General features: G+C 68.8%; 23 protein-coding genes. 15 read left to right on the forward strand and 8 right to left on the reverse strand.

From position 1 onward, the window contains the following. Positions 1 to 27: 27 nt before the first annotated feature. Entirely contained in the window at positions 28 to 291 is a 264-nt protein-coding gene (locus EZ313_RS07735; RefSeq protein ID WP_135262601.1) for a hypothetical protein, read from the reverse strand. A 167-nt stretch (positions 292 to 458) separates the two neighbouring features. Between EZ313_RS07735 and EZ313_RS07740 the strand changes: the two genes are divergently transcribed. Further along, positions 459 to 1,967, forward strand: a complete 1,509-nt coding sequence (locus EZ313_RS07740) for an AMP nucleosidase (RefSeq protein ID WP_135262602.1) — start codon at positions 459 to 461, stop codon at positions 1,965 to 1,967. A gap of 4 nt (positions 1,968 to 1,971) precedes the next feature. Here the strand turns inward: EZ313_RS07740 and asd are convergent, their stop codons facing one another. Next, entirely contained in the window at positions 1,972 to 2,772 is an 801-nt protein-coding gene (asd, locus tag EZ313_RS07745; RefSeq protein ID WP_135263603.1) for an archaetidylserine decarboxylase, read from the reverse strand. Positions 2,773 to 2,913: 141 nt separating this feature from the next. On the opposite strand from asd, the gene EZ313_RS07750 reads away from it, so the two are divergent. The 5 genes from EZ313_RS07750 (at position 2,914) to EZ313_RS07770 (ending at position 7,326) form a co-directional block, all read left to right on the forward strand. Further along, the gene (locus tag EZ313_RS07750; protein ID WP_135262603.1) at positions 2,914 to 3,840 is read left to right on the forward strand and encodes an ATP-binding cassette domain-containing protein; all 927 of its coding nucleotides are present in this window, start codon (positions 2,914 to 2,916) and stop codon (positions 3,838 to 3,840) included. Continuing rightward, positions 3,840 to 4,637 (forward strand): ABC transporter permease, encoded by a 798-nt coding sequence (locus tag EZ313_RS07755; RefSeq protein WP_135262604.1) that lies wholly within the window; start codon positions 3,840 to 3,842, stop codon positions 4,635 to 4,637. Before EZ313_RS07750 ends, EZ313_RS07755 begins: the two co-directional genes overlap by 1 nt. 132 nt (positions 4,638 to 4,769) lie before the next feature. Further along, on the forward strand, positions 4,770 to 5,186 hold the full coding sequence (locus EZ313_RS07760; RefSeq protein ID WP_135262605.1) for an organic hydroperoxide resistance protein: 417 nt from the start codon (positions 4,770 to 4,772) through the stop codon (positions 5,184 to 5,186). 17 nt (positions 5,187 to 5,203) lie between these two features. Continuing rightward, complete coding sequence (locus EZ313_RS07765; protein WP_135262606.1) at positions 5,204 to 6,289, forward strand: DUF2855 family protein; 1,086 nt, start codon at positions 5,204 to 5,206, stop codon at positions 6,287 to 6,289. Continuing rightward, positions 6,286 to 7,326, forward strand: coding sequence for a serine/threonine protein kinase (locus EZ313_RS07770; protein WP_135262607.1), 1,041 nt, complete (start codon positions 6,286 to 6,288; stop codon positions 7,324 to 7,326). Before EZ313_RS07765 ends, EZ313_RS07770 begins: the two co-directional genes overlap by 4 nt. Before the next feature lie 7 nt (positions 7,327 to 7,333). On the opposite strand, the gene EZ313_RS07775 is transcribed toward EZ313_RS07770, so the two are convergent. Beyond that, entirely contained in the window at positions 7,334 to 7,717 is a 384-nt protein-coding gene (locus EZ313_RS07775; protein WP_135262608.1) for a hypothetical protein, read from the reverse strand. Positions 7,718 to 7,772: 55 nt separating this feature from the next. Continuing rightward, positions 7,773 to 8,648 carry a fumarylacetoacetate hydrolase family protein gene (locus tag EZ313_RS07780; protein WP_135262609.1) on the reverse strand — a complete coding sequence of 292 codons (876 nt, stop codon included), beginning with the start codon at positions 8,646 to 8,648 and terminating at the stop codon, positions 7,773 to 7,775. A gap of 65 nt (positions 8,649 to 8,713) precedes the next feature. Between EZ313_RS07780 and EZ313_RS07785 the strand changes: the two genes are divergently transcribed. Genes EZ313_RS07785 through EZ313_RS07795 form a run of 3 tightly spaced genes read left to right on the forward strand, consistent with a single transcriptional unit; the run spans position 8,714 to position 11,385 of the window. Then, positions 8,714 to 9,679, forward strand: a complete 966-nt coding sequence (locus EZ313_RS07785; protein ID WP_135262610.1) for a tripartite tricarboxylate transporter substrate binding protein — start codon at positions 8,714 to 8,716, stop codon at positions 9,677 to 9,679. Positions 9,680 to 9,712: 33 nt separating this feature from the next. Then, on the forward strand, positions 9,713 to 10,684 hold the full coding sequence (locus tag EZ313_RS07790) for a tripartite tricarboxylate transporter substrate binding protein (RefSeq protein ID WP_135262611.1): 972 nt from the start codon (positions 9,713 to 9,715) through the stop codon (positions 10,682 to 10,684). Beyond that, the gene (locus EZ313_RS07795) at positions 10,684 to 11,385 is read left to right on the forward strand and encodes a molybdate ABC transporter substrate-binding protein (RefSeq protein WP_135262612.1); all 702 of its coding nucleotides are present in this window, start codon (positions 10,684 to 10,686) and stop codon (positions 11,383 to 11,385) included. The genes EZ313_RS07790 and EZ313_RS07795 overlap by 1 nt, the downstream gene beginning before the upstream one ends. Before the next feature lies 1 nt (position 11,386). Here EZ313_RS07795 and htpG read toward each other — a convergent pair whose 3' ends face one another. Continuing rightward, positions 11,387 to 13,300 (reverse strand): molecular chaperone HtpG, encoded by a 1,914-nt coding sequence (htpG, locus tag EZ313_RS07800; protein ID WP_135262613.1) that lies wholly within the window; start codon positions 13,298 to 13,300, stop codon positions 11,387 to 11,389. 206 nt (positions 13,301 to 13,506) lie between these two features. Between htpG and EZ313_RS07805 the strand changes: the two genes are divergently transcribed. After that, complete coding sequence (locus tag EZ313_RS07805; protein ID WP_135262614.1) at positions 13,507 to 13,746, forward strand: hypothetical protein; 240 nt, start codon at positions 13,507 to 13,509, stop codon at positions 13,744 to 13,746. Positions 13,747 to 13,803: 57 nt separating this feature from the next. Here EZ313_RS07805 and EZ313_RS07810 read toward each other — a convergent pair whose 3' ends face one another. From EZ313_RS07810 to EZ313_RS07820, 3 genes are read right to left on the reverse strand one after another with little or no spacing between them, the layout of a single operon-like run. Beyond that, positions 13,804 to 15,225, reverse strand: coding sequence for an ATP-binding protein (locus EZ313_RS07810; protein ID WP_135262615.1), 1,422 nt, complete (start codon positions 15,223 to 15,225; stop codon positions 13,804 to 13,806). Then, on the reverse strand, positions 15,225 to 15,914 hold the full coding sequence (locus tag EZ313_RS07815) for a response regulator (RefSeq protein ID WP_135262616.1): 690 nt from the start codon (positions 15,912 to 15,914) through the stop codon (positions 15,225 to 15,227). Before EZ313_RS07815 ends, EZ313_RS07810 begins: the two co-directional genes overlap by 1 nt. Then, on the reverse strand, positions 15,914 to 16,288 hold the full coding sequence (locus tag EZ313_RS07820) for a hypothetical protein (RefSeq protein ID WP_135262617.1): 375 nt from the start codon (positions 16,286 to 16,288) through the stop codon (positions 15,914 to 15,916). Before EZ313_RS07820 ends, EZ313_RS07815 begins: the two co-directional genes overlap by 1 nt. Positions 16,289 to 16,611: 323 nt before the next feature. On the opposite strand from EZ313_RS07820, the gene EZ313_RS07825 reads away from it, so the two are divergent. The 5 genes from EZ313_RS07825 to EZ313_RS07845 all read left to right on the forward strand — a co-directional run bounded on the left by EZ313_RS07825 (position 16,612) and on the right by EZ313_RS07845 (position 21,620). Next, positions 16,612 to 17,073, forward strand: a complete 462-nt coding sequence (locus EZ313_RS07825; RefSeq protein ID WP_135262618.1) for a spore coat protein U domain-containing protein — start codon at positions 16,612 to 16,614, stop codon at positions 17,071 to 17,073. Between the two features lie 25 nt (positions 17,074 to 17,098). Beyond that, on the forward strand, positions 17,099 to 17,635 hold the full coding sequence (locus EZ313_RS07830; RefSeq protein WP_135262619.1) for a hypothetical protein: 537 nt from the start codon (positions 17,099 to 17,101) through the stop codon (positions 17,633 to 17,635). 47 nt (positions 17,636 to 17,682) lie between these two features. Next, the gene (locus tag EZ313_RS07835) at positions 17,683 to 18,372 is read left to right on the forward strand and encodes a fimbrial biogenesis chaperone (RefSeq protein ID WP_240788552.1); all 690 of its coding nucleotides are present in this window, start codon (positions 17,683 to 17,685) and stop codon (positions 18,370 to 18,372) included. A 141-nt stretch (positions 18,373 to 18,513) separates the two neighbouring features. Then, positions 18,514 to 20,757 (forward strand): fimbria/pilus outer membrane usher protein, encoded by a 2,244-nt coding sequence (locus EZ313_RS07840; RefSeq protein ID WP_240788553.1) that lies wholly within the window; start codon positions 18,514 to 18,516, stop codon positions 20,755 to 20,757. After that, the gene (locus EZ313_RS07845; RefSeq protein ID WP_135262622.1) at positions 20,754 to 21,620 is read left to right on the forward strand and encodes a spore coat protein U domain-containing protein; all 867 of its coding nucleotides are present in this window, start codon (positions 20,754 to 20,756) and stop codon (positions 21,618 to 21,620) included. The genes EZ313_RS07840 and EZ313_RS07845 overlap by 4 nt, the downstream gene beginning before the upstream one ends. The last annotated feature ends 8 nt before the right edge of the window (positions 21,621 to 21,628 follow it).

Below are 21,628 nucleotides of genomic sequence, written 5' to 3' on the forward strand. Positions count from 1 at the left end.
GCGTTCGAATGAAGGAAACGGGGCCGGTCAGTTGTAAGGACGGCCGTAGCTGCGGGTGAGCGCGGTGGGCTTGGTCTCTTCTTCCGGCGGCAGGTAGATGGTGGTGCGGTCGATCTTGGAGTCGTAGGCCGCGAGTTCGGCGCTGGCGCTGCGGATGACAGCCCGGTCAAGCGGGTGGCATTGACGCTGGCTCAGTTTGGAGAGCTGCTCGGACTTGTCGATCATCTCCCTCACGGATTCAGGATCCATCATCAGGGCGAAGGGATTGGGTGCCATCGCTGCTGTCGTCATGGGCTCACTCCTGTTCAAGTTTTCTGAGGTGTTCTCGGGTGAGGAGACTGTCGCCGCTGGGCCAAACTTGTAACGTCAGGTGAGTTCGTTACGCTTTGTAGGACGCATTCGCACGGCCCGAAAGAGGCTTGAAAGCCTCTCATCACGGGGGTTGCACAATAGAACGCATGCCCTACATGCCGCCCTTCATCGCGCCCACTCGCTACAGCGAGCCCGAGGCCGCGCTGGCCCAGGTCAGGACCATCTATTCGCAGCAGATTCGGCACTTGCGCGACGCGATGCAGCGGTTCGTCGCGGGCGAGACGCTGCCCGGGCATGTGCGTGCCTGCTATCCCTACGTGAGGATCGTCACCGAGACGGCCGTGCCGCAAGACGTGCTGGAGAACCTGGGCCTGTCCTACGGCTTCGTCTCGGGCGCGGGTCGCTTCGAGACCACGCTGACCCGACCCGATCTTTACGGCAACTATTACCTGGAGCAATTCCGGCTGCTGCGGCAAAGCCATGGCGTGGATCTGGAGGTGGGCACCAGCACCGAGCCGATCCCGGTTCATTTCTCGTTCGCGGAGAACGACCACATCGAAGGAACGCTCACCCCGGCGCGGCGCGCGATGCTGCGCGACATGTTCGACCTGCCCGACCTGGGCTCGATGGACGACGGCATCGCCAACGGCACCTGGCGCGAGCGGCCGGGCGAGTCGCGGCCGCTTTCGCTGTTCACCGCCGCGCGCGTTGACTACTCGCTGCACCGCCTGCGCCATTACACCGGCACCGCGCCCGACTGGTTCCAGAACTTCGTGCTGTTCACCAACTACCAGTTCTACATCGACGAGTTCGTGCGGCTCGGGCACGAGGAAATGGCCAAGGGGAACAGCGACTACACGGCGTTCGTCGAACCGGGGAACGTCGTCACGCGCCGCGCCGGGCTCGGCTCCGGCGCGCCCGGCACGCCGGCCGAAAGCAGCTGGGGCTCGGCGCCCGCGCGCCTGCCGCAGATGCCCGCCTATCACCTCATGCGGCCAAACCACACTGGCATCACCATGGTGAACATCGGCGTGGGCCCGGCCAACGCCAAGACCATCACCGACCACATCGCCGTGCTGCGGCCCCATGCATGGCTGATGCTGGGCCACTGCGCGGGCCTGCGCAGCAGCCAGCAGCTGGGCGACTACGTGCTGGCCCACGCGTATGTGCGCGAGGACCACGTGCTCGACGAGGAGCTGCCCGTGTGGGTGCCGATCCCCGCGCTGGCGGAGATCCAGGTCGCGCTGGAGAAGGCCGTGGCCGACGTGACGGAGTGCGAAGGCGCGGCGCTCAAGCGCATCATGCGAACCGGCACGGTCGCCAGCACCGACAACCGCAACTGGGAGCTGCTGCCCGGCAACGAGCCGCAGCGCCGCTTCAGCCAGAGCCGCGCGGTGGCCCTCGACATGGAAAGCGCCGCCATCGCCGCCAACGGCTTCCGCTTCCGCGTGCCTTACGGGACGCTGCTGTGCGTGAGCGACAAGCCGCTGCACGGCGAGATCAAGCTGCCCGGCATGGCCAACCAGTTCTACCGCGAGCGGGTCGACCAGCACCTGCGCATCGGCATGCGCGCCATCGAGATCCTGCGCGCCGGCGGCAGCCAGCGCCTGCACAGCCGAAAGCTGCGCGCCTTCGACGAAGTGGCCTTCCAGTGACCCGCTAGAGCGGGCTGGTCCCGCCCGCGATCGTTCCCATCGCCTCGCCCAGCCGCACGGGCACGGTGGGCGCCCAGTCCGGGTGGAAGGTGACGATGTCCTGCGGGAACAGCATGACGATCGTGGAGCCAAGCAGGAACCGGCCCATCTCCTGCCCCTTGCGCAGCACGATGCCGCTGTCGCGGTAGTCCCAGCGAACGACACGGCCCGGCCTCGGTGGATTCACGACGCCATGCCACACGGTGGCCACGCTGCCGACGATCGTCGCGCCCACCAGCACGTTGACGAAGGGGCCGAACGCGGTCTCGAACACGCAGACCACGCGCTCGTTTCGTGCGAACAGGCCGGGCACGTGCCGTGCCGTCAGCGGATTCACCGAGAACAGGTCGCCCGGCACGTACGCCATCGACACCAGGCGGCCGTCGCACGGCATGTGGATGCGGTGGTAATCCTTGGGCGCCAGGTACAGCGTGGCGAAGTGCCCGTGGTCGAAGCGCCGCGCCAGCTCCGCATCGCCGGCCAGCAGCGCGGTGGTGGAGTAGCTGTGGCCCTTGGCCTGGAAGATCTGGTCGTGCTCGATCGGCCCGTATTGGCTGATCGCCGCGTCGACGGGGCAGACCAGCGGCGAATCCGCGATCGGCCGCGCGCCTTCGCGCAGCGCGCGGGTGAAGAAGTCGTTGAAGGAGGCGTAGGACTCGATGCGCGGGTCGGCCGCCTCGGCCATGTTCACCTTGTAGTGGGCGACGAAGCGGCGCACCAGCGCGCGCGTGAGCGGCCCGCCGCGCAGGTTGGCCAGCTTGCCCATCAGCACGGTGAGCAACTTCTTGGGCAGCAGGTACTGGTGCTGGATGGAAAGAGGTGGGAACAAGCGCGAAGACCTTGTAGCTTTGCGAAAAATTCTAAGCGGCCCCGAGCCCGCGCGGGCCTGCGACACAATGCGCCGCACATGACCGCGCCCCTGTTCGAAGCCCGCGACCTGCGCAAGCGCTACGGCGACACTGTCGTGGTCGACGGGCTGTCCTTCCACATCGCGCCGGGCGAATGCCTGGGCGTCATCGGCCCCAACGGCGCGGGCAAGACCACCACCATCCGCATGTGCCTGGGGCTCACCACGCCCGACGAGGGCGACATCACCGCGCTGGGAATGGCCATGCCGCGCGATGCACTCGCGATCAAGTCGCAGCTGGGCGTGGTCAGCCAGTTCGACTCGCTCGACCCCGACTTCAGCTGCGCCGAGAACCTGCTGGTGTACGGCCGCTACTTCGGGCTGCCCGGCGCGCTCATCCGTGAGCGCATCCCGCGGCTGCTGGAGTTCGCCGCGCTTTCGCACAAGGCGCGCTCGCGCCCGGTGGAGCTCTCGGGCGGCATGCGCCGGCGCCTCTCGCTCGCGCGGGCGCTGGTGAACGACCCGCGCCTGCTGATGCTCGACGAGCCCACCACCGGGCTGGACCCGCAGGCGCGCCACCTGATGTGGGAGCGGCTGCAGCTGCTGCTGCAACAGGGCAAGTCGATCCTGCTCACGACGCACTTCATGGACGAGGCCGAGCGCCTCTGCTCGCGCCTGCTGGTGCTGGATCACGGACGCAAGATCGCCGAGGGCTCGCCGCGAGAGCTGATTGCGCGGCATCTCGAGCCGGACGTGGTCGAGGCCTACGGAAACGGCGCCCTCACGCTGGCCCAGGATCCACCCTTGCGGGCGCTGGCGGCGCGGGTGGAAGTGAGCGGCGAGACGGTGTTCTTCTACACGCAGGATGCGCGCCTCCTCCTCGACGCCCTGTCGGAGCGTCACGGCTTGCGCACCCTTCACCGGCCGGCGAACCTGGAGGACCTGTTCCTCAAGCTCACCGGCCGCCAGATCCGGGAGGATGGTTGATGTTGCAGAGCGCCTTGCGTTTCCCCGACCTGTCGCTGCGCTGGTGGCCGGTGTTCCAGCGCAACCTGCTGGTGTGGCGCAAGCTCGCGCTGCCCAGCCTGATCGGCAACATCGCCGAACCGCTGATGTGGCTGGTCGCATTCGGCTACGGCATGGGCGCGCTGGTCGGGCAGGTGCAGTTCGACGGCCGTGTCGTGCCCTACATCGTGTTCCTCGCGAGCGGCTCGATCTGCATGAGCGCGATGAACGCCGCTTCCTTCGAGGCGCTGTATTCGGCCTTCTCGCGCATGCACGTGCAGAAGACGTGGGACGGCATCATGAATGCACCTGTCAGCCTGGACAGCGTGGTGCTGGCCGAGATGCTGTGGGCCGCCTTCAAGTCCGTCTTCACGGTCACGGCCATCCTGGTGGTCATGCTGGCCCTGGGCATCAGCCACAGCCCCAAGCTGCTGGCGGCGTGGCCGATCCTGCTGGGTGCGGGCGTCACCTTCTCCTGCATCGCGCTGATCTTCAACGCGCTGGCGAAGAACTACGACTTCTTCACCTACTACTTCACCCTGTTCCTCACGCCGATGATGTTCCTCTCGGGCGTCTTCTTCCCGCGCGACCAGCTGCCCCACGTCCTGCGCGAGTTCTCGGAGTGGCTGCCGCTGACCAACGCGGTGGAACTGGTGCGGCCGCTCTTCATCGACCAGTGGCCGGCGCAGCCGTTGCGGCACGCTCTCGTGCTCGCGGCCTACGCAGTCGTGGCGTACTGGGCCGCGCTCGCACTGACGCGTCGTCGCTTCGGGCAATGAGAAGAATGCCGGCTTGATTCGGGGCTGCGCACACGCGGAGTCTGTCGAGCGCGTGACTTGTCCAGCTTGGTCGTGGCGAGCGAAGCGGAGTACAACCCCAACCCATTCCCCTCCTCCACTCGAAAGGCAGACATGAACAAGCTCGACAAAGTCCTCTACACCGCCCGCGCCCACACCACCGGCGGCCGCGAAGGCCAATCCCGCACCGACGACGGCCGGCTCGACGTGAAGCTGACGTCGCCCGGCGGCGGCGGGCAGGGCACCAACCCGGAACAGCTGTTCGCCTCCGGCTATTCGGCCTGCTTCATCGGCGCGATGAAGGCCGTGGCCGGCAAGCAGAAGATCACCCTGCCCCAGGACCTGTCGGTCGATTCCGAAGTGGATCTCGGCCCCGTGGGCCAGGCGTACGGCATCGCGGTGCGCATGAACGTGAGCCTGCCCGGCATGGACAAGGCCGCGGCCCGCCAGCTGGTCGACGCCGCCCACCAGGTCTGCCCGTACTCGAACGCCACGCGCGGCAACATCGACGTGCAGATCAACGTGGTCTGACCGCGCACGGTGCCGGGATGACGACCACCCTGCTCATCCGCAAGGACCGGCTGGACGACACCCGGCTGCGCACCGACACCGATGCGGCACTGGCACAGGGCCAGGTGCGCGTCGCGCCCGATCTCCTGGCGCTGACGGCGAACAACATCACCTACGCCGCTTTCGGCGACAGCATGGACTACTGGCGCTTCTTCCCGAGCGGGGAAGAAGGCTGGGGCGTGCTGCCGGTCTGGGGCTTCGGCCGCGTCGCGCAGTCGATGCATCCCGGCGTGGCGGTGGGCGAGCGCCTGTGGGGCTACTGGCCGCTCGCGGACAGCGCGATCCTCTCGCCCGACCGGCTCACGGCCGCGGGCTTTCGCGACGCGGCGCCGCATCGCTCCGGGCTGCATGCCGTCTACAACCGGTATGCGCGCTGCAACCAGGACCCGTTCTGGCGAGAGGACACCGAGGCCGCGCAAGCGTTGCTGCGGCCGCTGTTCTCCACGTCCTGGCTCATCGACGACTTCATGGCGGACAACGGCTTCTTCGGCGCGCGGCGCCTGCTGTTGTCCAGCGCTTCGAGCAAGACCGCATACGGCACCGCGCACCGCCTCGCGCTTCGCGGCGGGATCGAGGTGATCGGGCTGACTTCGTCCGCGCACCGCGGTTTCTGCGAGGGCCTGGGCTGCTACTCGCGGGTGCTGGCCTACGAAGCGCTGGAAGAAGTGCCCGCCCGCGAGCCCTGCGTCTACATCGACTTCGCCGGCAACACGGACCTGCGGCGGCGCATTCACGAACGATTCGGGAACCAGCTGCGCTACAGCTGCGCGGTGGGCGGCACGCACGTTGATCGCCTCGGCGGCGGGGCCGGACTGCCCGGACCGCGGCCGGAGCTGTTCTTCGCACCCGCGCAGGCGAAGAAGCGGCAATCCGAATGGGGCGAACAGGAGTTGCAGCAGCGCATCCTCACCGGCTGGAACGACTTCCTCCAGCGCGTGCTGGGCAGCGAGCCGTGGCTGCGCGTCGAGCAGCACCGCGGCATGCAGGACGCGCAGGCGACCTACGCGCAGATGCTGTCCGGCCGCGCCGATCCCGCGGTCGGCCACGTGCTCAGACCGCGATGACTGCGCCCGCCCGCGACAATGCGGGCATGTCGGCCACCCACCCCTACCAGGCGCTCACGCCCGACGTCGTGCTCGATGCGCTCGCCAGCGTCGGGCTGCACGGCGACGGCCGCCTCATGGCGCTGAGCTCCTACGAGAACCGCGTCTACCAGGCCGCGCTCGAGGAACCCGCGCAAGGCCACGCGCAGGTGGTCGCGAAGTTCTACCGGCCGGGCCGCTGGAGCGAGGAGGCGATCCGCGAAGAGCACGACTTCTCGCGGGCGCTCGCGGAAGCTGAAGTGCCCGCCGTCGCGCCGCTGGTGCTCGAGGGCGGCACCCTGCACCACCACGCCGGTTTCGCCTTCAGCGTGAGCCCTCGCCGCGGCGGCCGCCGGCCGGAGCTCGATGACGAGGAGGTGCTGGAGTGGATCGGCCGCTTCCTGGCGCGCATCCACACGGTAGGCGCCGCCGAGCCGTTCGCGAATCGCCCCGTGCTCGACCTGCGCAGCTTCGGCACCGAATCGCGCGACTGGCTGCTGCAGCGGCAGATCATTCCGATGGACGTGGAGCGCGTGTGGCGCGAGGCGTGCGATGCCGCATTGAACGCCGTGGAACACGCGATGGGCGGGAAGTCCGGCGCCTATGCCCCGCAGTTCAAGATGCTGCGGCTGCATGGCGACTGCCATCCCGGCAACATCCTCTGGACGCCGGACGAAGGCCCGCACTTCGTCGACCTCGACGATGCCCGCACGGGCCCTGCGGTCCAGGACTTGTGGATGCTGCTGTCGGGTGAGCGTGCGCAGCGCCAGCGCCAGCTCGGCGCGCTGCTGGATGGCTACGAGCAGGTGCGCGACTTCGACCGGCAGGAGCTCGTGCTCGTCGAGCCGCTGCGCACGCTGCGGTTGATCCACTACAGCGCGTGGCTGGCGCGGCGCTGGGACGATCCGGCGTTTCCCGCCGCCTTTCCCTATTTCGGCAGCAGCGACTACTGGAAAGGCCAGGTGCTGATGCTGGAGGAACAGCTGGAAGCGATGGCCGAACCACCGATGGTGGCGTGAGCCGCCGTCAGGGCGCGACTTGCTGGGACGCGGTCGGCGCCACGGTGCCGGGCGGCCCGGGCACGACCGGCGCCTGCAGACGATTGGCCGGGTCGTAGATCACCGTGCCGGTGCCGACACCAACGCCCGCGCTCACGGGCCCGCCGCCGATCGGCACGCTGGCCCCGACACCCGCGCCGGTGTAGACCTGCCCGCGGTCGTTCACGCCGACGCCGACACCGACCGGTCCGACGCCGGTGCCCACGCCGACGCTCAGGCCGCCCGTGCCGCCGCCGACGCCGACAGTCACCGGCCCAACCGGGATGCCGATGCCCACGCCCGCGCCGAGCGAGCCGCAGCCGGCCAGCACGCCGGCCATCAGCGCGGAAGCGAACACGGTCGTGGTTCTCATGGCCTTCATTGTGGCGCGGCAACGCGACCGCCGGGCGCTGCTGTCACCGGATGCATCAGCGCACCGGGTTCTCGAGCACGCCGATGCCGTCGATCTCGATGCGCACGACATCGCCGGGCTGCAGGTACTTCGGCGGCTTGAAGCCGATGCCCACCCCGACCGGCGTGCCGGTGGCGATCACGTCGCCGGCGAAAAGCGTGATGCCGGCCGAGAGCGTCTCGATGAGCGTGGGAATGTCGAAGATGAGGTCGCTGGTCGCCGCGTCCTGCCTCAGCTCGCCGTTGACCCAGCAGCGCAGCTGCGTGCGGGTGCCATCGAGTTCATCGGCGCTGACCAGCCACGGCCCCATGGGGCAGAAGGTGTCGAACGACTTGCCCATGTCCCATTGCTGGTGGCGGCTCTGCCAATCGCGAGCCGTCACGTCGTTGACGATGGTGTAGCCGAACACGTGGTCCATCGCGTCCTGCTTGCGGATGCGCCGGCCACCGCGGCCGATCACCACCGCGAGCTCGGCTTCGTAGTCGATCGCCGTGGACACCTCGGCCGGCACGACGATCGATTCGCCGTTGGCGATCACGCACTCGGGCACCTTGGTGAAGATGATCGGGGCGGCCGGGATGTCGCCGCCCGACTTGGCGCTGCTGTCGAAGCCGCTGCCCGCGAACTCCTTGGCATGCGCGTGATAGTTCTTGCCGACGCAGAACAGGTTGCGGCGCGGCCGCGGAAGCGGCGCGAGCAGCTGGACCGCGTCCAGGGCCACGGGCGCGCCGGTGGCCGGCATCGGTGTGCCCGACGCGAGCAGCTCCACGACCGGCAGCGCGCCACGCGGCCGCTCGAGCTCGGGCAATTCGAGCGGCAGCACGCTCTGCAGGTCGGATGAGACGATGCCCACGGCGGGGCGTCCACGGTCGAGGTAAGCGGCGATCTTCATGGGAGAAACCCTCTGCGGAACGGGTTGGGCAACGTAGCATGCTAACGCGACCCCAAGGAGATTCCATGCATCGTCGCACCGCCCTTGCGGCCGCGCTAGCCGCGGCCGGCGGCCTTGCCTTCGCGCAGGCGCCCTACCCCTCCAAGCCCATCACCATGGTCGTTCCCTTCCCGCCGGGCGGCGTCGCCGACACGGTGGCCCGACCGGTCGCCGAGGCCATGTCGCGCGACCTGGGCCAGCCGGTGGTGATCGAGAACCGCGGCGGCGCCGGCGGCGGCATCGGCATGGGCCACGCATCCAAGGCGGCCCCCGACGGTTACACCATCCTGCTGGCGCTGGCTTCTTACAGCGTGCTGCCCGAAGCCGACGCCATCCTCGGGCGCGCGCCGATGTACAGCTTCAACTCGCTGCGGCCGATCGCGCGCTTCACCGCCGATCCCACCGTGCTGGCCGTGCGGGCCGAAGCGCCGTGGAAGACGGTGAAGGACTTCGTCGAGGACGCCAAGCGCCGCCCCGGCGCCATCAACTACGGCTCGTCGGGCAATTACGGCACCATGCATGTGCCGATGGAAATCCTGGCGCAGAACGCCGGCATCAAGCTCACGCACGTGCCGTTCACGGGCGCGGGACCGGCGGTCATCGCGCTGCTGGGTGGGCAGATCGATGCGGTGTCCACCGGGCCGGCCACGGTGGTGCAGCACGTCAAGGGCGGCAAGCTGCGCGTGCTGGGGCACTGGGGCAACGGCAAGCTGCAGGCGCTGCCGGACGTGCCTTCGCTCAAGGACTCGGGCTACAACGCGGAGTACGCGCAGTGGTCCGGCCTGTTCGTCCCGGCCGGCGTGCCGGATCCCGTCGCGCAGCGCTTGCGCGCCGCAGCGCGCGCGGCAGCCAACGATTCCAAAGTGAAAGAGGTGATCGGCGCCGCCGGCAGCCCCGTGCTGTACCTGGACACGCCGGAGTTCGAGAAGTACGTGCAGGACGACGTCAAGCGCATGTCCGAGGTCGTGAAGAAGATGGGCAAGGTCGAGTGAGCTGAGATCGCCGGTCGCTTTCAAGGAGACGCCATGCTGTCCGCAGTGCATCGCTGGTTGGGCGCGTTCGCGCTGTGCGTCCTGGCCGCCGCGCCCGCATCGGCGCAGAACTGGCCCGCACGGCCTGTCCGGGTCATCGTGCCCTACGCCACCGGCGGCCCCGCCGACGTGTATGCGCGCTTCCTCGCGCAACGCCTGGGCGACCAGCTCGGGCAGCATTTCGTGGTGGAGAACCGGCCCGGGGCGGGTGCGGTGATCGGCACCGATGCCGTCGCCAAGTCCGCGCCCGACGGCTACACGCTGCTGGTGATGTCGAACACGCACACGGTCAACGAGACGCTGGTGGCCAACAAGCCGTACCAGCTGATGCGCGATTTCGTGGGCGTGGCGCCGATCAACTACTCGGACCTGCTGCTGGTGGCGCATCCTTCGGTGCAGGCCACCAACGTGCAGCAGCTCGTGAAGCTCGCCAAGGAGCGGCCGGGCAGGCTCAATTACGCGTCTTCCGGAACCGGAACGCCCTACCACATGGCCGGCGAACTGTTCAAGGCGATGTCCGGCACCAGCATCGTCCACGTTCCGTACAAGGGCAGTTCCGGCGCGCGTACCGACGTGCTCGGCGGACAAGTTGACCTGATGTTCGACGCGGTGACGACCATGGCCGAACACGCCAAGGCCGGCAAGGTCAAGGCGATCGCCACCACCGGCAAGAAGCGCTCGGCCGTGCTGCCCGAAGTGCCCACGGTCGACGAAGCCGGAGTTGGGGGCTACGAGGCGACGATCTGGCTCGGCGTGCTCGCACCCAAGGGCACGCCCGCCGCGGTGGTCACGCGGCTGAACGAGGCGATCACGAAGATCGCCAGCACGCCCGAAGTGCAGCAGGCTTGGGAGAAGCAGGGCGCCACCGCGATGGTCATGACGCCGACAGCGTTCGATAAGTACATGCAGGACGACATCGCCAAATGGGCCAAGGTGATCCAGAGCGCCAACATCAAGGCCGACTGATGCCGCAGCCCGTGAATCTGCTCAGTGGCGGCGCGGCCCAGGGCCTGGTGGACGGCCTGCAGCAGGCGCTGGCCGAACGCGGCATCCGCGTGGCCGGCAACTTCGGCGCGGTGGGCGCGATGCGCGACCGGTTGCTGGCCGGCGACCCCTGCGACTTGGTGATCCTCACGCAGGCCTTGATCGCCGAACTGGAGCAGCAGGGCCACGTGCGTCCGGGGACGGCGCGACCGCTGGGGCGCGTGCGCACCGGCATCGCCGTGAAAGCCGGCGCGCCGATGCCGAAGGTGGCGGACGCCGAGGCGCTGAAGCAGCTGCTGCAAAACGCAGGCGGCGTCTACTTCCCCGACCCGCAGAAGGCCACGGCGGGCATCCATTTCATGAAGGTGCTGCGATCGCTCGACCTGGACGAGACGCTGAAGGACCGGATGCGCACCTTTCCGAACGGGGCAACCGCGATGCGCGCGCTGGCCGGTGCGCCCGAGCCCGATGCGGTCGGCTGCACGCAGGTGACGGAGATCCTCTACACGCCTGGCGTGCAGCTCGCGGGCGGGCTGCCGAGCGGGTTCGAGCTGGCGACGGTCTACACCGCCGCCGTCTGCACGCGTGCGAAGTCTCCCGAAGCCGCGGCGGCCGTCGCGGCGCTGCTCTCGTCACCCGCGACGGCAGAACTGCGCCGCACGGGCGGCTTCGACCCGCTCTGATTCAGGCGAGCAGCGCGTTGACGCGCTTGACGTAGGCGGCCGGGTCGTCCGGCATGCCGCCTTCGGCCAGCAGCGCCTGGTCGAACAGGATCTGCGCCAGGTCGTGGAAGTGCACGGAGCCGTCCAGCTTCCTGACCAGCGCGTGCTCGGGGTTCACCTCCAGCACCGGCTTCACCTCCGGGACTTTCTGGCCGGCCTGCTTGAGCATGCGCGCGAGCTGCATGCTCATGCCGCCGTCGCTGACCACCAGGCAGGCGGGCGAGTCGACCAGTCGGGACGTGACGCGCACGTCCTCGGCCCGGTCCTTCAGCGCCTCCTTCAGTTTGGCGAGCACCGGCTTGAAGGCCTCGGCCGCTTCTTCCGCCGCTTTTTTCTCGGTCTCGTCCTGCAGCTTGCCCAGGTCCACCGCGCCCTTCGCCACCGACTGCATCGGCGTTCCGTCGAACTCGTGCAGGTAGTTCAGCGCCCACTCGTCCACCCGGTCCGTCATCAGCAGGACCTCGATGCCCTTCTTGCGGAACACCTCCAGCTGCGGGCTGTTCTTCGCCGCGGCCAGCGTGTCGGCGGTGATGTAGTAGATCGCCTCCTGGCCCTCCTTCATCCGCGCCTTGTAGTCGGCGAGCGAGACGTTCGGCGTGTCCGACTGGGTGGAGGCGAAGCGAAGCAGCTTGGCGATGCGGTCGCGGTTGCCGAAGTCCTCGCCCAGGCCTTCTTTGAGCACGGCGCCGAACTCGGCGTAGAACTTCGCGTACTTGGCCCTGTCTTCTTCGGACGCGGACTCGTCCTTCTCCAGTTTGGCCAATTCCTCGAGCATGGACAGCACGCGCTTGGTGCTGCCCTCGCGGATCGCCCGCACGTCGCGGCTTTCCTGCAGCAGTTCGCGGCTGACGTTGAGCGGCAGGTCGGCCGAGTCGATCACGCCCCTGACGAAGCGCAGGTAGACGGGCATCAGCGCCTGCGCGTCGTCCATGATGAAGACGCGCTTGACGTACAGCTTCACGCCGGCGGCCTTCTCCCGGTTCCACAGGTCGAACGGCGCGTGCGCGGGGATGTAGAGCAGCTGCGTGTATTCGGTCGAGCCCTCCACCCGGTTGTGGCTCCACGCCAGCGGGTCCTCGTGGTCGTGGCTGATCTGGCGGTAGAAGGCCTTGTACTGGTCCTCGCTGATGTCCTTCTTCGACCGGGTCCACAGCGCGCTGGCCTGGTTGACGGTCTCCCACTCGTCGGTGAGCACCATCTCGCCGCCCTTGTTGTCCTCGCCCTCCTTCCATTCCTCCTTGCGCATCAGGATGGGCAGGGAGATGTGGTCGGAGTACTTGCCGACGATGGATTTGAGCTTCCAGGTGGAGAGGTACTCGGTGGCGTCTTCCTTGAGGTGCAGGATCACGCTGGTGCCGCGCTGCGGCCGCGTGATCGTCTCGACCTCGAAGTCGCCCGTGCCGCCGCTGGTCCACCGCACGCCCTGGTCGGTGGGCAGGCCGGCGCGACGGGATTCCACGGTGATGCGGTCGGCCACGATGAAGCCGGAATAGAAGCCGACGCCGAACTGCCCGATCAGCTGGGCGTCCGCCTTCTGGTCGCCCGAGAGGCGGCTCATGAACTCGCGGGTGCCGCTCTTGGCGATCGTGCCCAGGTTCTCGATCGCTTCCTGCTGCGACAGGCCGATGCCGTTGTCGGTGATGGTGAGGGTCCTGGCCTGCTTGTCGAAGGCGATGCGCACCTCGAGCTTGGGGGCGTCCTCGTAAAGCGAGTTGTCGCTCAGGGCCTCGAAGCGCAGCTTGTCGCAGGCGTCGGAGGCGTTGGAGACCAGCTCACGCAGGAAGATCTCCTTGTTGGAGTAGAGCGAGTGGGTGACCAGGTGCAGCAGCTGTGCGACCTCGGCCTGGAAGGAAAGGGTTTGCTTGTTCTGGGACATGGCCGTATGCAGAAACGAAAAGGCGAGCAGAGCATGAGGGCGGCGCGTGCGATTTCAAGGCCGCGGCGGCCAGTGACGCAGGACGTGGGCGCGACAGGCGAACGGCCGTTTCGTGAAAAAAGGCGCGCGCTTGCCGCTCGTACCCGCCGGACGGCATCCCTGCCGGACTGACAGGTTGTTACATTGGCCTCGCCTACAGCCGAGCCATGAACATCGAGCTTCCACACGCCCTCGTTCCCGTAGCCGATCCCGTCCTGGATGACGCAGATGTGTTCGACGTGCCGCAGACGGTCACTGCCGAGCGCGTTGCACGGGGGGTGAGAGGCGCCGACGCGGCTTCGCGCATGCGGGTCGGTCCGGCGCGCGACGCCCGCCAATGGCCGTCGCATGCCAGCGTCGACAGCGGCAGCAGCGTCGAGCTGACCTTCACCGCGGCTCCGCGCTAGGGCGCCGCACCAATGAGAACGCCCCGCGGCGCGGGGCGTCTTCGATTCCGAAATCGTTCAGGACGCCAGAACTGGCGTGCTGCCGACCGTCCTCGGCGCGGCGGCGCTCGCCGCCGGCACGACCGCGGCGACGGGTTCGATCCTTGCGACCAGCCCGCTGCGGTCCTGCCGGTTGCGCAGCACGATGCGCAAGCCGCAGCGCTGCGCGGCGTTCTGCGCGATCGACAGCCCGAGCCCGCTGCCGCGCGTGCCGTTGCCGGGCACGCGGAAGAAGCGGTCGAAGACCCGACCGAGCTGGTCGGGCGGGATGCCCGGGCCGGTGTCCACCACTTCGATGGCGGGTCCGTGCGGCGTCGACGACAGCCGCACGTCCACCACGCCGCCTTCGGGCGTGTAGCGCAGCGCGTTCTCAATCAGGTTGTCCAGCGCGCTGCGCAGGTCGCCGGCGGCGCAGCGCAGCATCAGCGTGGCCGTGGGCACGGGCGAATCGACCACCATGCCAAGGTCGATGTGCCGCTGGTCCGCCAGGGCGATCAGGCCGTCGATGCTCTGGTGGACTTGCGCGTGCAGGTCCACCGCGACGATCGGCTCCTGCGCCGCCTTGGCCTCATTGCGCGAGAGCTTGAGCAGTTGGTCCACCAGCCGCTGCGCCCGGTCGACGCCCGCCTTGAGCTGGCCCAGGCTCTCCTGGCACGCGCCCGCGGGCATGTCACGGCACACGTTCTCCAGTTGCAGGGCCACCGCGGTGATGGGGGTGCGCAGCTCGTGCGCCGCGTCCTGCACGAAGCGGCGCTGCGTGTCGAACGCGTCGCGAAGGCGCGAGAGCAGGCTGTTGAACGACTCGACGAGCGGCGCGATCTCGGCCGGCACGCGTGTCATCGACAGCTCGCGGATGTTGTGCTCGTCCTGCTGCGCGGCCTGGCGCCCGATCGCCTGCACTTCACGCGAAAGCGTCGCGGCCACGCCCCAGAGGATCAGGATGGCCAGCGGCAACAGGATCAGCACCGGCGCGAGCGCCGAACCGGCGCGCTCCACCGCGAGGTGCCGGCGGAATTCGCCGCTTTGCAGGATCTGCACGCGCTGGCCGCTGCCCGGCGCCGGCGAGGTGGCGTAGACGCGCCACTGGCGGCCGCCGATCGTGACGTCGTGGAAGCCGGGCGCGCGGGCCATCGGCGCGCCGATGCCGGTCATCGACGACGCTTCGAGCAGGCCGTCGCGGTTCCACACCTGCGCGATGTAGCTGCCCCACTTGTGCGCCCGCTCCGGCGCGACCTGCGGCAGCGCGACGCGCTCGTCGTGCAGCGCGATCGAGTCGCCCAGTTGCTGCATCTGCTCGTCCATGAAGGACGCCACCATGCGGTTGTAGGTCCAGTACGAGAAGCAGGCCGACGCGACGCCCACCAGCAGGAACAGCGGGACGAGCCAGAACAGCAGCGCGCGGCGCAGCGAGCACATCGGGCCGGAGGAAAGGATGTGCATCAGTGGGCTCCTCGTTGCGCCGTGGCCGGCTGCGACGCGGCGATGCGCCAGCCGAGGCCGCGCACGTTGCGGATCACCTCGGCGCCCAGCTTGCGGCGCATGCCGTGGATCAGGACGTCGACGGCATTGCTGCTCACCTCCTCGCCCCACCCGTAGATGCGGCTTTCCAGCTGGTCGCGCGAAAGGATGGCGCCGGGGCGCTCGAGCAACGCATGCAGCAGCGCGAATTCGCGCGCGGACAGCTGCGAGCGCTCGCCCTGCACCAGCACTTCGCGCGTGGTCAGGTCCAGCTGCACGGCCTCGCTGCCGATGACGGAATGCGCCGCGCCGTCCCGCCGGCGGATCACGGCCCGCATGCGGGCGAGCAGCTCGCGGAATTCATAGGGCTTGACCAGGTAGTCGTCGGCGCCGACGTCCAGGCCGGTGATGCGGTCGTCCAGGCCGTCGCGCGCGGTGAGCACCAGCACCGGCGTGCGGTCGCCCTTGCCGCGGGCGGTGCGCAGCACCTCGATGCCGTCGCGGCGCGGCAGGCCCAGGTCCAGCAGCACGCACGCGTAGCCGCCCTCGTCCATCGCGCTTTGCGCCAGCAGGCCTTCCTTGACCCAGTCGACCGACCAGCCGTTGGCCTCCAGCGCCTTGTGCAGGCTCTGGCCGATCATTTCGTCGTCTTCCACGAGCAGGACGCGCATCAGGACTCCAGTCGGAACGATTGTCCGCCGTTCCAACGCGCTTCGCGACGGGCCTCGAAGAGGAGCACGCCACCGGCGCACGCCAGGACGACCAGCAGCAAAGCTTCGGCGATCGCCGGCGCCGGCTGCGCTTGCGCGGCGGACCAGGCCAGCAGGTAGCTCAGCTTGCACGCCAGCGCGAATGCCACGGCGGGCAGCCGCAGCGCCCGGATCCAGACGGAGGCCAGCAAGGCAACGCCGGTGGCCCCGGTGATCAGCTGGAGGTAGAGAGCGGGCAGGTCGCCCTCACCCGTCGCTTGCGCAGCCAGGTACAGCGTGCCGGCCCCGCCCAGCGTGAGGGCGGCGGCGGCGCTTCGGATGGCGATTTCGGGCATCGGGGCACCTGTGGACGGAGGGAGCGGGAGGTGCTTGAAGTTAGCGAAACAGACTTAGGCAGCGGTTAGGCGACGTCCGGTCGTGACACGGCGACGAGCGGTTTCGGACGCCGCACATCCGCGGCAAGCCGCCGACCATCCGGGAATTCCCGTGTAAACCGTTGCGAATTGATGACAACAAAAGGCCTCATCGGCGATTTCGAGCGCTAAGTCTTTGAATTCAGTGACCTCAATCATTGCGAAATGTTTCTTCGAGTTCTACAGTTGAGCCACCTTAAGCACTTTCCCTATCCCGACCCCGGGATTTTTCGTAAGGACGACTCATGAAAAAGCTCCTCCTCCCGCTGCTGATGGCCCTGGCTTCCCTGGCGCAGGCCCAGACGGCCACCGGCAACTTCAACGTCGCCATCACGCTCACCACGGCGTGCACCCTGAACACGCCCGCCAACGGAGCGCTGGCATACACATCCTTCGCCGCGTCGGAATCCAGTGCCACGCCGGCGTCGATCAACGTCCGTTGCACCAACACGCTGCCGTATACCGCCACGCTCGATGGCGGGGCCACCACCACCTCCAACGTGTATACGTTCACCGACGGAACCTTGAACCTCACGTACCGCCTGACGCTCGCCGCCGCGGGCCTGACCGGCACGGGCACGAACGTCGGCAACGGGGGTGACCAGGCCTACACGATCACTCCGTCGGTGAACACCGCCCAGAGCGGCACGTGCGCGACCGACACCTGCAGCAGCACTGCCGCGCACACCCTCACCATCACCTACTGATTGCGTCACAGCGGGAGCCTCACGGATGTCCGCGCGTTGGGTTGTTCCCGTGCTTCTTGCGATCGCCGCACCCAGTGGATTCAGTGGCTCGGCGAGCGCCGGCTTCGGCATCGGAATCCGGCTGCTGGCCCCCGGCAACGGAGCGCGATCCGGGCCACCGGGCGGCGGGTCCGGCGAACACGCGGTCAGCGTGATCACCTGCTCCAGCGCCGCCGGCGCTTCTTCAGTGCAGGTGCACTGCAACCTGCCCACATTCGTGGACATCAGCGAAGTTGAGGCCTCCGCCAACGGCGCTCCCCCGGACCCCTGCGGCGGGTTGAGCGCGGCACCGGGGGTGACGTGCACGACGTACGGCGGCCGCTCCATCGCGCAGCAGGCCGGCGAAGGCGTGTCCCTGATGTCCGCCGAGAGTGCGATCCGGCTGGGGCCGGACGCCGGTTCCGCGGGCGTGGCCGGCGGGCCGGTCTACGAAATCCAACGTCGCGACAGCCTGAGCACGCTCGTGGCCGTCCAAGCCGTCAATCCTGACTCGCGCACGGTTGAGTTGCTGGTAACCTTCTGAACATGAATGCAGTAGTGCGACGCGCGTCCGGGCCCCTCCTGGCAGCCATGGCGGTGCTCGCCGCGGGCACGGCAACAGCGGGCATGTTCTCCGTCACGCCCGTCCGCATCTACATGAACGCACGCGAACGCGCCGTCGCGGTCACGATCGTGAATGACGGCGACAGCGATGTCGTCCTCCAGGCCGACCTGAACAGCTGGACGCAGACGGCCGATGGCACGGATCAGCTCGCGCCGACCGACGACCTGATCCTGGCCCCGCCCATCATCAAGATCCCGCCCAAGGCGCGGCAGGTGGTCCGGCTCGCCCTGCTCACGCCGCCGGACCTGTCGCGGCAGCTGACGTACCGGGTGGTCGTCCGGGAGGTGCCCGAAGCCAGGCCGCAGCCTCCGGCCGAAGGCCTGCGCACGCCCATCGCCCTGGCATTGAGCCTGCCCGTGTTCATCACGCCCCCGGGCGCCAGGCGCCAGGTGGAGTGCACCCCCGTGCGCACCGAGGCCAACGCGCCGGCATTGAGCTGCCGCAACAACGGAAACGCCTACGCCCAGCTGCGGGACGCCCAGCTGACCCGCGACGACCGTCCCCTCGCGCGCTTCGAGGGTGGCACCTACATCCTCCCGGGCGCCACAAAGCTGATCGCGCTCAAGACGGACACGGCAGTGCCCTCCGGGCAGGCACGGCTCTCGCTCACGTTCGACGACGGGCAAGGCAGCACCACGTCGGTCGCACTGCCTTGATGGGTGCGCTTCATGGGGAGGCGACGCCCGGGCCGCGCAGCACGGAAGCTCCTGATGCTCGCGGCGCTCGCAGCCCTGATGCCGGCCTGGAGCCAGGCGCCTAGTTCCCGCGCGGCGCTTCCGTCCTCCGGAGACCGGGTGATGCCCCTCGAGGTGATCGTGAACGGTGTCCGCGGCGGCACCTGGACGCTGCTGGAGCGCGGCGGCAAGCTCCACGCCCCCGCCGACGCGTTCGAGGAATGGCGCCTGATCCGGGGCGCCTCCAGCGTGCAATACCGGGGGGAGAACTGGTACGCGCTCTCGGACATCGCAGGCTTCCAGGCACGCCTGAACTTCGCCGAGCAGACCATCGAACTGGACTTCTCGCCCTCGGCTTTCAATGCGGTGCGCATCGCCACCGAAGGCGCCATGGCGCGGCCGGCGCTGAGCGAGTCGATCCCGGCGGCATTCTTCAACTACGACCTCAACTTCCAGGCCGTGAACGGCAGCGGGCTCGCTCCCTCCACTCGCGACCTCGGCGGCCTCTTCGAGGGGGGATGGAGCGGCCCGTGGGGCCTGCTGACCAGCAGCTTCGTCGCAAGGAACCTCGCCGGCAGCGATCCGCTGGCCCGCACCGAATTCAAGCGGCTGGAGACCACGTTCACCCGCAATTTCCTGGACGGGAACACCACGCTGCGCCTAGGCGACACCTACACGCGAGCCGGGCTCACGAGCCAGCCCGTCTACTTCGGGGGCCTGCAGTACGCCAAGGATTTCAGCCTGCAGCCGGGCTTCATCACGCAGCCGGTCCCCGTGCTGGCCGGCGTATCGACCGCCCCCAGCACGGTCGAACTGTTCATCAACAACTCCCTGCGGCAGGTGACGCAGGTGCCGCCGGGACCTTTCCGCATCGACAACGTGCCCGCGCTCGCGGGCGCCGGCGAGGCCAGGCTGGTGGTGCGCGACATCCTCGGTCGCGAAACCGTGATCACCCAGTCCCTGATCAGCAACGGCCGGATGCTCGAAGCAGGGCTCGACGACTGGAGCATGGAACTCGGCTGGCCGCGCGAAAGCCTGGGACGGGCCAGCGCCGACTACGGACGCCTGTTCGCCGCCGGCTTCTACAAGCAGGGCCTGAGCAAGGAGCTGACGCTGGAGGGCAATGCGGAGGTGTCGGCGGCCGTGCGCCGCGTCGGGGCCGGCGCGCTGCATGCGCTTCCTTTTTCCAGCGTCGGCCTGGCGGCCTTCTCGGTGAGCCAGGACGAGGACGGGCGCGTCGGGCACAACTGGCAGCTCGGCATCGAGCGCAGCGGATTCGAGCACGGCCTCGCGGCCAGCATCATCGGCGCCTCGCCCCGATTCCGGCAGGTGGGCGTGCGCACCGGACAGCCCGAACTGCAGGGCGTGGTGAGCTACTCCTACACCCACGCGGACATCGGACAGATCGGCCTGAGCTACGGCCTGGTCGAGAGCGATCCGGCCGGGCGCACGAGGACCGTCAACCTGATCTACTCGGTCCGGCTGGGCCTTCGCGCCACCCTGAGTCTGCTGGCGTCTCGCGTGACCGGCGCCGGCGCGGGCTCGTCGGTCGGCCTGACGCTCAACGTGCCCCTGGACAACCGCGTTCTCGTCACCGGGGGAGCCGGGGTGCGCGGCGGCGAGCGGGAGTACTTCGCCGGCTTCAGCCGCAGTCTCAATGCCGAGACCGGCTGGGGCTATCGCGGCAACACCGGTCGACGCTCGGGCGGCAACTTCGCGGAAGGTGGCGCCCACTACCAGGGCGACCACTTCTTCGCATCGGGCGACGTCAGCGCGGCATCGCAGCAATCCGCGCTGCGCCTGGGCCTGGTCGGGGGGGCCGTGCTGGCGGACGGCATGGTCTTCGCCACCCGGCGCGTGCAGGACAGCTTCGCCATCGTCGAAGTCCCGGGCTATGCCGACGTGGGCGTCGGCTTCCAGAGCGGCAACCTCACGCGCACGGACGCGAGCGGGCGCGCCCTGCTGCCCCGGCTGCTGCCGTTCCAGCGCAACGCGATCCGCCTCGACCCCGCCGAGCTGCCGATCAGCGCCGAACTCGATTCGATCGAAATGGACGCGGTGCCTGCCTTGCGCAGCGCGGTCAAGATCACCTTCCCGGTGCGCACCGGCCGCGCCGCGCTCGTGCGCGTGGTCCTCGATGACGGCCAGCCCGCGCCGGCCGGCGCCGAGATGGAAATCGCCGGCGACCCCAAGGTGTTCTACGTCGCCCGCCGCGGAGAAGCTTTCCTCACGGGCATGCAGCCGGCCAACCGCGTCCGGCTGCACTGGAAGAAAAAGACCTGCTCCATGGAAGTGCCGCTGCCGCCCGGGACCAAGGACGAGATCGCACGCCTCGGCCCGGTTCTCTGCACAGGAGTTCCACGATGAAGATGCTTCGCCTCGCCTGTGTCCTCGCCCTGTGCCTGTCGGCGGGGCGCGTCGGCGCGCAACAGGTCACCTGCGGCACGATCTCGCCGTCCTCGGTGAGCGGCACTTACACGCCCACGTCCACGCTGAACCTCGCGGGGCGGATCGACCTCACCTGCACCCGCAACAGTGGCTCGAGGAATCGCACGGCCTGGCTCGGAATCGACAACGGCCCCGGCACCCCCGCGCGAAACCTCGATCGGACGGGCGGTGGGGGGTCGCTGCCGTATCAGCTGCATCGGAATGCGGGCAACACCGGCACCTGGACGACGGGCCCAGGCCAGGCGCCGGGCAGCGCGGCGGCCGGGGGCGCTCTCGTCGCCCTCGACTTCAGCTCGCAAAACGTCATCTCGGTCACCGTCAGCTATCACTTCCAGGTTCTCGCCGGCAACTACGCTCGCGCGGGAAGCTACTCCGACAACCCTGTCACGCTGACCGTCCGGCTGACCTCCGACACAGGTCCGCTCCTGGGCACAGCGACCTTCGTACCCGCCGTCACGCTGCAGGACTTCTGCCGCCTCTCCACGCCGCCCGGCAACATGGCCCTGAGCTACACCTCGTTCAGCGGCAGCGCCGCGACGGCCAGTACCAACTTCGGCGTGCAATGCCTGGACGCGACGGCCTACAGCATGGCGGTGGACGCGGCTTCGGGCAGCGCGCTGGGCCTGACCTACACGCTGGGGCTCAGCAGCAGCAACGGCGTCGGCAACGGCGCCGAACAGACGCACACGATCAACGGATCGATCGCAGCGGGACAGTCGGGCACCTGCGCGGTCGCCTCGTGTTCCGCCACGCAGCAACGCACGCTGACCATTACGTACTGAACCGGAGC

Origin of the sequence: Ramlibacter henchirensis, from assembly GCF_004682015.1 — a bacterium.
Lineage (GTDB): Bacteria > Pseudomonadota > Gammaproteobacteria > Burkholderiales > Burkholderiaceae_C > Ramlibacter > Ramlibacter henchirensis.

What these genes read in the sequence shown, in the direction of transcription:
- EZ313_RS07735 (WP_135262601.1), bottom strand. Translation starts at nt 291, where the DNA reads ATGACGACAGCAGCGATGGCACCCAATCCCTTCGCCCTGATGATGGAT.
- EZ313_RS07740 (WP_135262602.1), top strand. Translation starts at nt 459, where the DNA reads ATGCCCTACATGCCGCCCTTCATCGCGCCCACTCGCTACAGCGAGCCC.
- asd (WP_135263603.1), bottom strand. Translation starts at nt 2,772, where the DNA reads ATGGGCAAGCTGGCCAACCTGCGCGGCGGGCCGCTCACGCGCGCGCTG.
- EZ313_RS07750 (WP_135262603.1), top strand. Translation starts at nt 2,914, where the DNA reads ATGACCGCGCCCCTGTTCGAAGCCCGCGACCTGCGCAAGCGCTACGGC.
- EZ313_RS07755 (WP_135262604.1), top strand. Translation starts at nt 3,840, where the DNA reads ATGTTGCAGAGCGCCTTGCGTTTCCCCGACCTGTCGCTGCGCTGGTGG.
- EZ313_RS07760 (WP_135262605.1), top strand. Translation starts at nt 4,770, where the DNA reads ATGAACAAGCTCGACAAAGTCCTCTACACCGCCCGCGCCCACACCACC.
- EZ313_RS07765 (WP_135262606.1), top strand. Translation starts at nt 5,204, where the DNA reads ATGACGACCACCCTGCTCATCCGCAAGGACCGGCTGGACGACACCCGG.
- EZ313_RS07770 (WP_135262607.1), top strand. Translation starts at nt 6,286, where the DNA reads ATGACTGCGCCCGCCCGCGACAATGCGGGCATGTCGGCCACCCACCCC.
- EZ313_RS07775 (WP_135262608.1), bottom strand. Translation starts at nt 7,717, where the DNA reads ATGAGAACCACGACCGTGTTCGCTTCCGCGCTGATGGCCGGCGTGCTG.
- EZ313_RS07780 (WP_135262609.1), bottom strand. Translation starts at nt 8,648, where the DNA reads ATGAAGATCGCCGCTTACCTCGACCGTGGACGCCCCGCCGTGGGCATC.
- EZ313_RS07785 (WP_135262610.1), top strand. Translation starts at nt 8,714, where the DNA reads ATGCATCGTCGCACCGCCCTTGCGGCCGCGCTAGCCGCGGCCGGCGGC.
- EZ313_RS07790 (WP_135262611.1), top strand. Translation starts at nt 9,713, where the DNA reads ATGCTGTCCGCAGTGCATCGCTGGTTGGGCGCGTTCGCGCTGTGCGTC.
- EZ313_RS07795 (WP_135262612.1), top strand. Translation starts at nt 10,684, where the DNA reads ATGCCGCAGCCCGTGAATCTGCTCAGTGGCGGCGCGGCCCAGGGCCTG.
- htpG (WP_135262613.1), bottom strand. Translation starts at nt 13,300, where the DNA reads ATGTCCCAGAACAAGCAAACCCTTTCCTTCCAGGCCGAGGTCGCACAG.
- EZ313_RS07805 (WP_135262614.1), top strand. Translation starts at nt 13,507, where the DNA reads ATGAACATCGAGCTTCCACACGCCCTCGTTCCCGTAGCCGATCCCGTC.
- EZ313_RS07810 (WP_135262615.1), bottom strand. Translation starts at nt 15,225, where the DNA reads ATGCACATCCTTTCCTCCGGCCCGATGTGCTCGCTGCGCCGCGCGCTG.
- EZ313_RS07815 (WP_135262616.1), bottom strand. Translation starts at nt 15,914, where the DNA reads ATGCGCGTCCTGCTCGTGGAAGACGACGAAATGATCGGCCAGAGCCTG.
- EZ313_RS07820 (WP_135262617.1), bottom strand. Translation starts at nt 16,288, where the DNA reads ATGCCCGAAATCGCCATCCGAAGCGCCGCCGCCGCCCTCACGCTGGGC.
- EZ313_RS07825 (WP_135262618.1), top strand. Translation starts at nt 16,612, where the DNA reads ATGAAAAAGCTCCTCCTCCCGCTGCTGATGGCCCTGGCTTCCCTGGCG.
- EZ313_RS07830 (WP_135262619.1), top strand. Translation starts at nt 17,099, where the DNA reads ATGTCCGCGCGTTGGGTTGTTCCCGTGCTTCTTGCGATCGCCGCACCC.
- EZ313_RS07835 (WP_240788552.1), top strand. Translation starts at nt 17,683, where the DNA reads ATGGCGGTGCTCGCCGCGGGCACGGCAACAGCGGGCATGTTCTCCGTC.
- EZ313_RS07840 (WP_240788553.1), top strand. Translation starts at nt 18,514, where the DNA reads ATGCCCCTCGAGGTGATCGTGAACGGTGTCCGCGGCGGCACCTGGACG.
- EZ313_RS07845 (WP_135262622.1), top strand. Translation starts at nt 20,754, where the DNA reads ATGAAGATGCTTCGCCTCGCCTGTGTCCTCGCCCTGTGCCTGTCGGCG.